The 13,512-nt window shown below is 45.7% G+C and carries 10 protein-coding genes; 1 reads left to right on the plus strand and 9 read right to left on the minus strand.

Annotated features, from left to right (window positions below; translation table 11 throughout):
* Window positions 1-77 precede the first annotated feature (77 nt).
* Together DW896_RS08615 and DW896_RS08625 are read right to left on the minus strand one after the other, a co-directional pair.
* On the minus strand, window positions 78-1,244 hold the full coding sequence (locus tag DW896_RS08615) for an exo-beta-N-acetylmuramidase NamZ domain-containing protein (RefSeq protein ID WP_034529409.1): 1,167 nt from the start codon (window positions 1,242-1,244) through the stop codon (window positions 78-80).
* Window positions 1,245-1,474: 230 nt separating this feature from the next.
* Entirely contained in the window at window positions 1,475-3,568 is a 2,094-nt protein-coding gene (locus tag DW896_RS08625; protein ID WP_009037760.1) for a BT4734/BF3469 family protein, read from the minus strand.
* A gap of 371 nt (window positions 3,569-3,939) precedes the next feature.
* On the opposite strand from DW896_RS08625, the gene DW896_RS08630 reads away from it, so the two are divergent.
* A complete protein-coding gene (locus tag DW896_RS08630; protein ID WP_005824951.1) occupies window positions 3,940-4,563 on the plus strand; it encodes an HU family DNA-binding protein in 624 nt (207 codons plus the stop codon).
* Between the two features lie 148 nt (window positions 4,564-4,711).
* On the opposite strand, the gene DW896_RS08635 is transcribed toward DW896_RS08630, so the two are convergent.
* From DW896_RS08635 to DW896_RS08665, 7 genes are all read right to left on the minus strand, one after another.
* Entirely contained in the window at window positions 4,712-5,020 is a 309-nt protein-coding gene (locus tag DW896_RS08635) for a nucleotidyltransferase domain-containing protein (RefSeq protein WP_005824948.1), read from the minus strand.
* 3 nt (window positions 5,021-5,023) lie between these two features.
* Window positions 5,024-5,464 carry a nucleotidyltransferase substrate binding protein gene (locus DW896_RS08640; RefSeq protein ID WP_008662800.1) on the minus strand — a complete coding sequence of 147 codons (441 nt, stop codon included), beginning with the start codon at window positions 5,462-5,464 and terminating at the stop codon, window positions 5,024-5,026.
* A gap of 106 nt (window positions 5,465-5,570) precedes the next feature.
* A complete protein-coding gene (locus DW896_RS08645; protein ID WP_034529289.1) occupies window positions 5,571-5,927 on the minus strand; it encodes a hypothetical protein in 357 nt (118 codons plus the stop codon).
* A 110-nt stretch (window positions 5,928-6,037) separates the two neighbouring features.
* A complete protein-coding gene (locus DW896_RS08650; protein WP_009037761.1) occupies window positions 6,038-6,652 on the minus strand; it encodes a hypothetical protein in 615 nt (204 codons plus the stop codon).
* A gap of 208 nt (window positions 6,653-6,860) precedes the next feature.
* Entirely contained in the window at window positions 6,861-8,546 is a 1,686-nt protein-coding gene (locus tag DW896_RS08655) for a RagB/SusD family nutrient uptake outer membrane protein (protein ID WP_008662805.1), read from the minus strand.
* Window positions 8,547-8,568: 22 nt separating this feature from the next.
* On the minus strand, window positions 8,569-11,964 hold the full coding sequence (locus DW896_RS08660) for a TonB-dependent receptor (RefSeq protein ID WP_009037762.1): 3,396 nt from the start codon (window positions 11,962-11,964) through the stop codon (window positions 8,569-8,571).
* 413 nt (window positions 11,965-12,377) lie between these two features.
* Entirely contained in the window at window positions 12,378-13,226 is an 849-nt protein-coding gene (locus DW896_RS08665) for a hypothetical protein (RefSeq protein ID WP_005824933.1), read from the minus strand.
* Window positions 13,227-13,512 lie beyond the last annotated feature (286 nt).

The following is a 13,512-nucleotide window of genomic DNA, read 5'->3' on the forward strand; positions in this document are numbered from 1 at the left end:
TGTTGTACCTTCCCATTTACTTTTGAATTGTACCTTCTCTGAAATTGTACATTGTAAATAGTGAATTGTACATGTCTTTATTCTTCGTAGAGCAGGTAGGGCTTGCGCTGTACCTTGAATTTCTCTACGTCGTCTTTCCATCTTGCCTTGATTTCTTCGGCGCTCTTCCCTTCCTTTATCATTTTGCGCACGTAGTCGGTGCCTATCAACAGTTCGAAGAAGGAACGGAAGAAGTGATCGTCCATGTTCAGATTCCGGTAAGCGTCTATCACGTAACTCAGGTCAATACCGCGTTTCCAGATTTCCTCGTCGCTCATGTTGCTCAGGTTCACGCCGTGGCAAAGCTTGTCCAGCTGGGGTGGATTCTTGGCTCCGGGAACACTGCGCGGGGTGAAGCTGTAGCTGTAGCCCGTCATGTTGGGATGCCCGTAGACCTGGAAGGGGAGGTCGGTTCCTCTTCCCAGACTGACCGGAGTGGCCTCGAAATAGCAGGTCGAGGGGTACAGATAGATGGACTTCATGTTCGGCAGATTGGGGGACGGGGGAATCGGCAGCTTGTATAGTGTCTGGTGCGTATAGTTCTTGCAGGGAATGACGGTCAGGTCGCAAGTGCGTGACGCCGGCAACCAGCGTTCGCCGTTTACCATCAGGCCCAGTTCGCCCAGCGTCATGCCGTGCACCACGGGAATCGGCAGCCAACCTACACCGGATTTATATTTCATGTCCAGTATCGGGCCGTCCACGTAGTGTCCGTTCGGATTGGGGCGGTCCAGTATCAGCACCTTGCGGTTGTATTCTGCACAAGCGTCCATCAGCCGGCACATAGAGGCATAATAAGTATAGAATCTTAGGCCTACATCCTGGATGTCTACCACAAGGATATCGAACTTGCGCATGGATGCTTCGCTTGGTTTTCCGGATTTCCCGTCGTACAGCGAGAGGATAGGTACTCCGGTCTTCTTGTCTACCGAGCTGGACACGTGTTCGCCTGCGTCGGCATCTCCTCTGAAACCGTGTTCAGGGGAGAAAATGGCTACTACATTGAACTTGTTTTCCAGCAGAATGTCCAGCAGATGCTTGTCTCCTATCATTCCTGTATGATTGGAGAATATGGCAATTCGTTTATCTTTTAGGATTGGAAAATACTCGGAAGTCTGTTCATCACCTAAAATAACTCGTTCTTCTTGTGCCCGGCACAGTAAAGAACTACATAGCACAAAGGCTAAAAGCAGCAGTTTCTTCATAATAGTATTATTAAGGAGGACGTTGTTTGCAACAAAGATACGTTTTATTTTAATATCAAAAACACTTATTTGGGTATTTTTAGTATTATCAATCATAATTTGCAAATAGTCAACTGTTCACCTTATTAAATAATGGTTGAACTGCATCAGCTGCGTACGGAAATACTTTTTATAAAAAGAGTGAGGGCCAAGTTTGCCCTCACTTTGGTACAATCGGTGGGAGTGCCGGTTCATTCTTCTATTCTTACCAGATGATAAAGTGTTCCCCGGTTCGATTTCTTGTTGAGGATGTCCAGCTTGCGGAGCGTGCGCCCGAAAGCTGCTATCCGGTTGATGGCCAACTTATCCCTCGTTTTCTGTTGCAGGTCGTTGAAAATCTGCATGGCTGTGAGCCATTCGCCTTCTTCGCTCTCCTCCGCGCCACGGAAATGGCAAAGGAAAAGTTCTTCCAATGGGTCTACCCGCTCGAATTCCCGGTTGTACTCCTTTACGATTGCTTCGTCAGTGTCGTCCAGCCAGTAGCGTTCACCCTTCATGATGTCGTGCATGGCTTGGGCATAGAGCTGGTGATAATTGATAGTGACGTTTGTCTGGATAGGACCGGTCACTTCGATGCAGATGAAACGGCGACTTCCCGACGGGTCGGTCAGCAGGTCTTTCAGATTGCTGGTCCCGATGAAGGAGGCATAGCGGCGCATTTCCTGAATAGTGGTACCGTAGGGCTTTCGCAGGTTGGCAACCGGTTTTTGCAGGAGGTGCTTCAAGAAGCCTTGCTGATTGGCGTTTATCTGGTCGAATTCGTCGATGTTAATCAGAAAAAAGCGGTCAAGGCTGCGCTCCGCTTCCTGCTTGCTCTTGAAGTCGATACTGTCGGTGTAGCCGAAACGCAGCTCCGGTGGCAATAGGATACGGCAGAAAGTACTTTTGCGGTAACCTTGCGAACCTACGAGCAGGGGCGAGGTATTGTTGCCGTGCTGTTTGTCGATTCCCCGCCAATGTGCCACCATGCCAAGAAACCACCGGTAGAACAGTTCCCTCCAGTGGGGATTGTGGCAGGGCACGAGGTCGGCCAATGCGCGGATGCGGTCTTTGCCGTCCCAGCGTCCGGTGTTATAGAGATATTCTTCGATGGGGTTGTATAGCGGCACGTAGTCCGAAGACAGGAAGCGGGTGATGTCGCGGTCCCACACACGTACTCCCTCTTTCAGTGCCTTCATGGCGATGCTGCTGCGTACGCGCTGGTCGGCAGGTTGGAAGTAGAAGTGGATGGAGTCGCGCTGCCGGTATTCCAAGTCGCCAAGCACGGTGTTGTAGCGGAATTCGTAGCGGCGTTTCATGAACTCCTCCAGCCGGAAAGCAGTTTCCTGGTCTTTGTTTAGGCTGCTGCGGGTGCCGAAGCCTTTCAATTCCCCGTAAAGGTTATGCAGCGTCAGGCGTACAAGGGGTTCGTCTGCCTCCCGGTAGTAGTGCACCAGTGTCTGGCGCACCGCTTCTTCTTCAGGAATGCCGGCTTTGAAGCAATGTTCGGCAAGGCGGGACAGCAGCGGGCGCAGGTCGTCGCCCCGTCGCCAGTTGTCCAAATCGCGGAAGGCGCGGTCGAGGGCGGCCTCGAAGAGCAGGTTGCATGTGTCCGCCACTTCGTAGCCGGGAGTCATTCTCAGCAACGGATTGCTTTCCTGCTGTTTCCGTTGGCGGTAGTTGTCTTCCGAGGGCAGGGCGCAGGGCTGTTCCAGGCAGAAGGCCACGGCGGTGGGGCTATAATAGGGCTGTTCGTCCACGGTCATCCGGCAGCTTTGTAGGAGTGAAGGAGCCTGGAGGGTGATGGGGAAAGGGAGAAGGGGTTGGTAGCACTTCACTGCCAGGCGGTAGGCGTGGGCGTGGAATAAGGCGATATCGTCTTCATTCTTTGGAAGCCCTCCGTCGGGCAGGGTGAAGCGTACCCATATTTTGGCGCTTCGTCCGCTGGAGCCACAGAAGGCGGCAAAGGTTTGCGGCAGCAGGGCGGCTTGTTGTTTCACCAGTTCGGCTTCGGCCACCCCGGCCAGATTGTTTACTTCCAGTAGTATCAGCCCGTTGTAGGTCTTTATCCGATGTTCTCCTGCTTTGGTGCGGGTCATTTCTACGGCGGGATAGAGACGCGGCAGTCTGTCGATATGCTCATATCGGGCGTTGGTCCCTTTCAAATGCGGGATGATGCTACGCAGCTCCGTAATGTATCCGGTCTTGTTCTCTGTTTTCAGCTTTTCCATCAACATGTCCGTTTCTTGTGTGCTGACGGCCTCTTTTCCGCTTTCGCGTTCCTCTCTGATCAGTGTGATTTTCATTCTTTATCGTGTATGTAATATTCTTGTAAAGATACGCCGGGAAAGGGGGGGATACAAGCTTTTCAAGGATTATTTTCCGATTGGCTTCTTTTTGGGGGTGGAATGTCTATATGTTTCTTTTATAAAAGGTGTTTGTTTCTTTGCTTATCCCCATAGTTTTGTCTATTTTTACACCAGAGTTTATGAACAGTCCACTAAAGTGGTCTTTCTTGTTCATATTAGTGAACGGAGCAGCTCACTACAGTGAACGGTTCTGCTCACGGGCTGGGCTGTGATATAACCTTTGTACTTCAACAGACTGCGTACGTACTTCGCACGTGTTCCGTGCAGTGCTTTATCGTATAATGTAACCCTTTAACGCAGTTTGAACTATGGCTATTTTGTTTGATTGGTACGAGAATCCGGACTCGTACGACAAATCTCCGGAAGATAAAATCCTTCATCCCCGTCTCCGCCTAAATGGGAGCAGGTCTACCGATGAATTGCGGCGGGACATCCAGGCACGTTGCTCATTGACAGAAACCGATGTGACGGCTGTGCTTGATGCTGTGTCGCACGTCATGGGCAGGGAACTTGCCGAAGGAAGGCAGGTGCATCTCGACGGCATCGGCTACTTTCGCGTGTCGCTCACCACGATCGAACCGGTAGTGGCTGCTACCAAGCGTAAGTTGACGAAGGTGAAGATGGCGGGTGTGAAATTTCGTGCCGACCAGAAACTGAAAAATGAAATTGGTACCATCAAGGCAAAGGCTTTGAAGGCAAACGAGCATTCGGCTAAACTGACGGATAAAGAGATAGACCGTCGGCTGACCAACTATTTCGCCACTCGCCCTTTTATGACACGGAATGACTTTCAAAGCGTTTGCGGCATGATGCGTACTACTGCCATGCGGCATATCCGTCGGCTGCGCACCGAAGGAAAGTTGAAGAATGAGGGAACAATGCTGCAACCGATTTATGTACCCGTTTCAGGATATTACGGTAAGAATGAGTGACTTATAACTTTGAACGAAGAAATCTTGTGGTGAGGGCAAATTTTGCCCTCACTTTTTAAATTTGCTCTCACCCACCTCTTGAATGCCGATGAATAGGGCGATGCGTGCGAAAGGTGAGGGTGGTGAGGGTGGATGTGTGAAATTTAGTTTAGTTTGATGGGCGGCTGAATATGGGTATTCCCATACGGTGTATATGTTCCAAAAGGTCGGCATTCTTTAATTTGCCATAGATGGAAAGGTCTACGCTGTAAGGCAAAAGCAGGTCGTCTATTTCATCGGAAAGGCTGCTTAAAGTATTATACGTAAGTCTGTCTCCCATCAGCGTGATGTCTATGTCGGAAAAAGGCTTGAAATTTCCTTTGGCTCGTGAGCCGTACAAAACAGCCTGCTCTATTTCTTCATGTTTCCGGAAGAGATTGCATAGCTTTTCCAGTTCATTGTCGGTCAATCCGTACATAGCTCAATCGAATAAGGATGGTGTATTCAAGGATTGCATTTTCTCTTCAAATCTGCAGAATAGGGGGAAATAGAAGTTTGTGATGTTTTCATAGATTTCAGAGACTACATCGTTGTCATAATTGTGCGATGTCAGATTTCGGGCTTCTATAGTCTCCATCCATTGCTTGTCATCAATCAATCCCATTTCAAGGGCTTTGCGTATGGCATCACGGGAGCCGCGGATGTCGGTATACCCCTGATACTCGGCATAGTCCTTCATCACTTTCCAAGCCAGTTCGTGGGTATATTCAAAACGCTGTATCATGCCTTCCTGCAATAATTCGTCCACTCCATCGTTGAACGCTAATTGTTCGGACATGATTGCCATGGCTTGGCTTAATTTGGCTAAAGCCTTGCGGTAGTTGGAAAAACGCTGTATCCATCGTATGTCTTGCTGTACCATGATAGCTGTTTGTTTTTTAGGTAAGCAAATATAAGCTTCTTTTGTGTAACGAGCAAATGGACGGGTGCTTTTTCGCTTGTGAGGGCGATATGTTATAGTATTATCATTAATGAACGATTGGGAACATTTCACTGACTTCATACCAGTCCCCACAAGGTGATTGATATGCAACTTTAATCTCTACTTCATTATCCCATACTTCAAAAGAGTTGTAAGAAATACATGTCCATGATTGCCCTTGTATGCAAATTTCAGAGACGTTTGTCGATGACCAAGTAAAATTAGTGGCCCAATTTGGATATCCCATTAAACTTACAGTGATATTTGCATTGACAGCATCGATTTGGTCTGGAACTAAATTCCCTTTTTCAAAAGAAGCATTTGGATTGAAAAGTCTGAGATAGCTTTCTTTTTCTATTGTGAATCCAGAGGGTAAGACTATAGTTGCGTATAATCTGGGCATTGTAATGGTAGAACTAATGTTTTTACAAGTATAAATATCTCCTATGTAGTTTTGTGGGCTTGTTCCTCCAGTAGTACGCCATTGTACACTTGAACCGGAGGGCTGGTCTTTTATACTGAAACTTTTACTACTGTTGTAGCAGATGCACTTTGAGAGATTTCAGCGAATAGATTTTTATCGTAAGTCCACTTTATGTCCGTATCTTTGTTTATGGGATAATTGCACCGAAGTGTTATCGTATCTCCCAATTCAAATGTTGAAGGGGCATTGATTGGCATAGGTTTCATTTTGACATTGATGTTTCTTAGATCTGCGGTAAGTTCGATTGTACTTTTTTCAGGACGTACCATCAGGGTAGAATTACTACCTGCTTTAGTCCATAATACATTTATTGGAAAATGGTTTTTTCCTGCTGGAATTTGGGTTACCCATGTACTCTCGAATCGTTCTTGGTAGTTTGTTTTGAATCGTGCTTCTCCACCGACTGCTGAAATTCTTATACCTACAGATTGTTTTTGTATAGGAATACTTAAATCATAAGTGTAGTAACCATCACTAACATAGGGGTTCATTTCGCCCGTAATAGTACCGCTTATGTAGGAAGCACGTGTTGTGACATCAGAATAGAAATCCTTATCTTGTAACTCGTCTGTTTGTTCTTCTTTGTTGCAACTACTATTGATGAAGCAGATTAGTAGTACGAAAAATATGTTCTTCTTTTTCATGATATGTTTCTTGTTAGTATGTTATGAACGAAGGGAAAGTATATGATATTGATTTATGGTTCCTTTTAGAAGGTGCTATTCGTGTTTCTATACACCTTTTAAAGGGAATAACAAAAGCGTCCATACATTTGTATTTAGATACATGGAATGTATGAACGCTTTAATTAAATCCAAACGAGGTACAGCGCGATATGCTGTTTTTAGTTGATTACCAACCCGGATTCTGCTTCATGTTTTTATTTAGGGTCAACTGTGTAGTTGGAATCGGGTAGAAATAATGTTTGGCTTCATAAGTACGGATTTGTGCATCGGAGGCATCTATATATCCGTTCTTGGTCGCTTCTTCACAGTCAGGCACATTGCTTACGTTGGCGCCCAACATGGTGTTCGGGTACTTGGTTGAATCCAATTTGTCGAGCTGGTGCCAACGGATTAAATCCCAATATCGGTACCAGTTATCCATAATCAGTTCGCAACGGCGACAGCGGCGTATCTCCCAAATCAGATTGCTTACTCCCATATTATTGGCAGGATCGGCATCTGGAGTAGTTGTCATAGCCGGCAGGCCGGCACGAGCTTGAAGCTTGTTTATGGAGTTGTTGAGATCGTCTTGTGTGAGAGAACCCATTTCGGCTTTGGCTTCTGCAAAGTTCAGATAAATAACTGAAATCCAATAGAGCGGGCAGTCGGTGTATTGGTAGCCGATGTTGTTTCGGTCGCTTACACTCAATTCTTCGGGGTTATCATACTTGGCGATGCCATAACCGGTCGATGTGGTGAAGGCTGCTACACCGGCACGGCTGTAGGCGTGGCCTCTGAAAGAAAGTACCGGGTCAAGAATTTCGGACAGGCGCTTGTCGCGTACGGCCAAAACCTCTCTTATAGAGTAATTTTTGTCTGCATCCAATACGGCTGCATCGTCCTTGTTTTTCGAGGTTGTTGCCAACGGTTTTCCATCAAGGAAAAGGAAACTGTCGAATGCGTCCTTTGAAATGCCGTGCGTACCACTTGTGTTGATTGTGTAGTCAATGGTGGAGTGCCTTAGCGAACTTTGTGCATAAGGCTTGTAGAAAATCATTTCCGGATTGCTTGCCAGGCTGACAGAATTATAGTTGGCTTTGTAACTGTTACTTAGAGAGTAGTTTTTGGCCATAAGATATTCGCAGGCTGATACACATTCTTGCAAGTATTTGTTGGCGCGGCTCTCATCAGCGGCTTTGCCATTCTCGGCTTGAGTGCGATATTTGCAGTATGTACCTTCATATAAGGTGATGTCTGCTTTCATGGCATATGCCATGTCGGTGCTGAAACGTTGCCGATTGCTGTTTGCGGTAATGTGTTCGCACGCATAATTGATGTCTGCCAGCACATGGTCCATCACTTCATCCCGGTCGGTGCGTGGTCCGTAGAGGGCTTCGCTGTCGGCTGGGTCGATAACTTTGTCTATCCATTGCACATCGCCGTACATACGGACCAACTGATAGTATTCCCACGCACGGTTCATGCGTGCAAGACCTTCATAGTGGGCCTTTGTTGCTTCATCAAGAGAGGAAGACTGTACACCGGCAATGATATAGTTGGCGCGTCGGATTTCTGTGAAAGGGGCTGACCAGTTTGTGGAAGATGCGACCACGTTAGTGTAAGTCCAGTTATGGCTTTCTGCATCTACCTGGTCATCGCTTATTGTTTTGAAGTAGAACCATCCTCCACTGGCTCCGTTGCCAAAGCCGGTAAAGTTGTTATAAAAAGTATTGCACTGATTATCCAAATTATCGGTGTTGCTCCAGTATGCCGGAGTATTCGTGAAGGTATCCAAGGGGGATTTGTCCAGCAAATCGTTGCAACCGGTTAACATCGCCAGCGCTGTGACCCCATATATAAATAATTTCTTCATTGTTCTTAAGTTTTTGAGGTTGTTATAATGTTACCTGGACTCCAAATGAGAATGTGCGTGTAATAGGAGCTATACGTCCCCATCCACCGGCTGTAAGTCCATTGCCTGTACTGATTTCGGGGTCGACTGGAAGGTCATTCCCTTTGTGGAGCAGAAAGAGGTTGCTGCCACTGAAGTAGATACGTGCTTTCTCAATGTAGGCTTTGCGTGTCCACTCTTTCGGAAGGGTATATCCCACAGTTACGTTCTTCAGACGAAGATAGGACATGTCTGTCAAATAGCGGGATTGGGGATAGTAGTTGTTGCAGCCGTTAGCTATACCGGATACGGTACCTCCACTATTATTTGTACCACGATAAAGACGTGGATAACGGTTGCCTTGATTTACCTCATAACCGGTAATGGCGGTATAGTCTGAATTCCAAAGCACTTTGTTATAGCTTGTTTGGTGGGAATAGATGGCTACGTCGGCATGTACCATGGCGGGAAGGTTTAGGGAAGAAGTCGTCCAGTCCTCACGTTTGCCTACACCTTGGAAGTAGAGGTCAAGGTCGATACCTTTCCACGCTCCGCCTAAATGGAAGCTGTATTCGTAGCGTGGCATAGAGTTTCCGATGACTTTCAAATCGCCGTGGTCGTCTGCTGTGCCTTTTCCACCGTCAATCTTGCCATTGCCGTCCAAATCCTTGAACTTGACGTCTCCCGGGCCGTAATGGAAATTACCGGATTCCAGTCCTGCCTGGCTTGCAATGCCGTTTGCATAATTCCATGAGCCGTCTGCATTTTGGCTGGTGAAGTCTTTTTCCTCGAAGTAACGGTCGGTTTCAAAACCGAAAATGTCACCGTAGGTTTTACCGGTGTAATAGGTGCTGAGCAGTTTGGAATCATTGTCCCACTTTGTTACTTTAGTCTTGGAGTCACCGATGTTGAAGTTGGCATATACGTCGAAGTCGCCGAAGGTATGGCGCCAGTTCAAGTTCAACTCCCATCCACGTGTACGTAAGGTACCGGCATTTTCATAAGGAGCAGAAGCACCCAGAGTGTTCGGCAATACTTGTGCCGGTGCCAGCATGTCACGATTCTCACGTTGGAACCAGTCGAAACCTATAGTCAGTTCGTCATTCAAGAGACCCAGGTCAAGACCTATATTGAGGGTGCGGATACGCTCCCAGGTCAAAGTACTTGATACCAAATCCGGCATGTTATACATGGTCAGGAGATTAGCGTTGGCATTATTGTTTTCAATCCAATAGATATAGCCGGTACTTTTATTGTTCAACCGTTGGCTTATTAATTGTTCGAACATGTAGTCGCCCACAGCCTCGTTGCCGATTTCGCCAAAAGAAGCACGCAACTTACCATTGCTGACAATATGTTTCAGTGGGGCGAAGTAGGCTTCTTCGGAGAAGCGGTAGCCGATGGATGCAGAAGGGAAGAAGGCCCACTGGTCGGTATGGGGGAAACGGGAAGAACCGTCGTAACGTCCGTTCAGTTCCAATAAATAAATGCCTTTGTAGTCATAATTGATACGGCCGAAATAACCGGCAGAAGCGCGGGATGTATGATTCCAACTCAAATCTTGTCCATCCTTGCCAGCCATATTCAGTTCGGGGTATCCCTCTTGATCGTACATCACATTGCGGGTACCATACAGATATTTGTATTCCTCTTCTTCTGCGTTGACACCTGCCATTACATTCAGATTGTGTTTTTTGGCAAATGTTTTGGTATAGTTTACGTATGCGTTGGCCGTCCATGTGTTCTGTTTGGAAAAGTCTCTCCAGATACCGCTATTGCCTTTAGTGACGATGTAAGAGGGTACCGGTTTCCCGCTCCAATTGATGCCGTAAACGGAGTTGTCCTGCGAACCGCTGTTCATATTCTGAATGGCATATGTAAAGTCTGCATTAAGGGTCAGTCCTTTAACGATTTCAGCTTTCAAGAAAGTGTTCATACGGGTCAGGTCTGTTGTCACTTCACGATCGGCAGCTTGCTTCTGCATGGCCATGACGCGTGTGTCATAGCCGTCGATTGTGCCCGAAGGAATGAAATAAGAACCCCAACGCCACAAATATTGGTAGGTGTTGGCCCATGTGTCCGGGCGTTTATAGTTCTTACGACTATAGTTGATGCGTGCACCCACCTGTAGCCAGTCGTAAACATTAGTGGTGACATTGACTGAGGCATTGTACTTTTTTAGTTCGTCCGGGTGAATCTTCATCTGTCCTTGCTTTTCGTTGTAGCCGAAAGATAGGTAGTAATTGGTCTTACCAGATGTTCCTTGTATAGAAACATTGTGGCTCATGGAAGGAGCAGCTTTGTTGAAGTAGATGTCCTGTACATCCCAGTCAGCATAATAAAAAGGAGTGCCGTCCAATACGATATAGTCACCCACGTTACTATCGCTTTGGTAGAGGTTCATAGGACGGTAGCCGGTCTTGCCGCCGTTCTGTTGCTGCCACTTTTCGGCGTAAGGTAACAATTTGTCGAAATACATACCGAACAATTCAGGCATACCGGCACCACCGTTCATACTGGCTTCGATACCCATCTTTAATTGTGTGGGTACATCGGGATAGTCCGGCAGGTAAGTAGCTTGATCCCATGCAAAATTGTTGCTGTAATTGATGGTAACCTTTTCGCTAGGCTTTGCGCTTTTGGTATTGATTAGAATCACACCGAAAGCGGCGCGCGTTCCATAAATGGAGGAAGCGGAAGCGTCCTTCAGTACGGAAATATTTTCGATGTCTTGCGTATCGAGGAAAGAAATGTCATCCATCGGAACGCCGTCCACTACAATGAGTGGATTGCTGACTTCTCCATTACTCAATGTCCCCAAACCACGTATACGCATGGAGGCTGTCTCGTCGATGGCACCACTTGTGGTGAGAATGCTTAGTCCCGGAACAGCCCCTTGCAATGCTTTGGCTACATCTTGTTGTGGACGACCTGCCATTGTCTTGTTTAAGTCCACTGTAGAAACTGCTCCTGTCAAGTTAGCCTTCTTTTGTACACCGTAGCCTACTACTACTACTTCATCCAGCATCTCGGTATCTTCTTTCAGAGTTATTCTCATCGTTTTGGCTGCCTTCACTTCTTGTGTCTGATAGCCCACAAATGATATTTTTAGTGTTGCTCCCGGTGTTATGGTCAATGTAAACTTACCGTCTAAGTCGGTAATTCCGCCGTTGGTAGTCCCTTTTTCTACTACGCTGGCACCGATAATCGGTTCGCCGGCTGCATCGACAACTAAACCGCTGATGGTGATAGCTTGTAATTGTTCTGTTACGCCAAACGATTTATCAGGATTGGCTTGTACAGCCATCACGTTACCGCTGCTTAATAACAGTGAGCTAATTGCCACTGCTGTGAGGAGTTTGCTATGTGTTAGTCCTCGTTTTTTGTGATTTTCATTCATAAATGATTGATGATTTGTTGTTAATTAAATAGTTCTTAAATTTAGGGTAAGGGTAACAAGAGCCAAATAGTGGAGACTATTCAACTTGCAGGATTGTTTCTTTTTCCATAGGCATTTTCTCTTTTTAAAGGTTCATAACTTTATATTATCTCTTGTTTTCCTATTTGTTTGCCAAGTCCAGACGGAACTTAGTTATATATTATACAAGGTTAAAATCTTGTTAATTACTTAACTCTATTGGTTGTTTTAAGAGATAAAAAACTCGTTATTAACAAAGGTGAGAAATGATTCATTCATTTCGTCCTAACAAAGATACATTATTATTTAATATCAAGAACATTCCTTTGCATTTATTTAACTTTATATTTATACATTTGCAAAAAGGAGGTTATACACCTTATTATATAAAGAATTTAAGGTTCTTCTATATTTAAAGAATGGAATTCAATCAAGCCATTCATTGGTGTTTCTTCAATGATTTCCAGTTCGATGCCAAATTCACGGGCAACTTCCCGCAAAATGGTCGCGTAGCTGTAAGCCAATGAACCCACAAAACGAATAGGATAATTTTTGTAGTCATATTGGCAGACATTACGAGTAAAGAAATTTCTCAGATTACCGGTAATCAGCTCAAATACATAGTCATCATTGGTATAATCTGCCAAAAAATAAGATATAGTAGACAAAAAGCGATTGGGGAACGGGCGGTTATACACAGATTCCATAACCTCATTCGGGCTTATACGGAACTTCTCAAAGAAATCCGCCGTTACATCTTTAGGAGCCAAACCTTTCAGTACATCAGACAAAAACATTTTGCCCAATACAGCACCACTACCCTCATCCCCCAGGATGTAACCTCCTGCCCGGACATTCTTTACAACGATTTTCCCATCATAAAAACATGAGTTTGAGCCGGTTCCCAAAATACAAGCAATGCCGGCCTCGCATTTGAACAAGCCACGTGCAGCTGCCAGCAAATCACTCTCTACCTGAATTGGAGTTTTGAATTGTGCTACCAATGAAGCTCCCAATACATTTTTCTTTTCATAAGAAGTACATCCGGCACCATAATAATAGACTTGTTCCAATTTCCTTTTGAAAAAATGCTCGGGTAATCCTAACCGCACACTTCGGCTAATCTCTCTTCTCGTTTGAAAGAAAGGATTTAAGCCCTCTGTGAAGGCTCGCTGTATCAGACGATTATCTTCAACCAGCGCCCATTCTGTTCTCGTAGAACCACTTTCTGCAATTAGTTTCATAGGTAGTTAGTTTTAGAATTGAATACAAATATATAGCTTTTTTTAATCTTTCCAAGGCTATTTCAAGAAAAAATCATTTTGCTGGCCATACATCTCCCTTTTGCTCATGTCTTCAATCATCCAACAAAGTATTCCCACTTTTCCAACGCAACCGTGTTTTAGTCAAAACAAGACGATAACAGACTAACAATAAGATACTATCTGGCTGAATTCCAAGTTCCGTCTGGACTTGGTAAATAAACCTCAAATCCGCAACTAAGCTCTTCAGCGTCCTTCTTGCGTCTAA

Source organism: Bacteroides sp. AM41-16, assembly GCF_003603495.1.
In the GTDB taxonomy this organism is placed as follows: domain Bacteria; phylum Bacteroidota; class Bacteroidia; order Bacteroidales; family Bacteroidaceae; genus Bacteroides; species Bacteroides uniformis.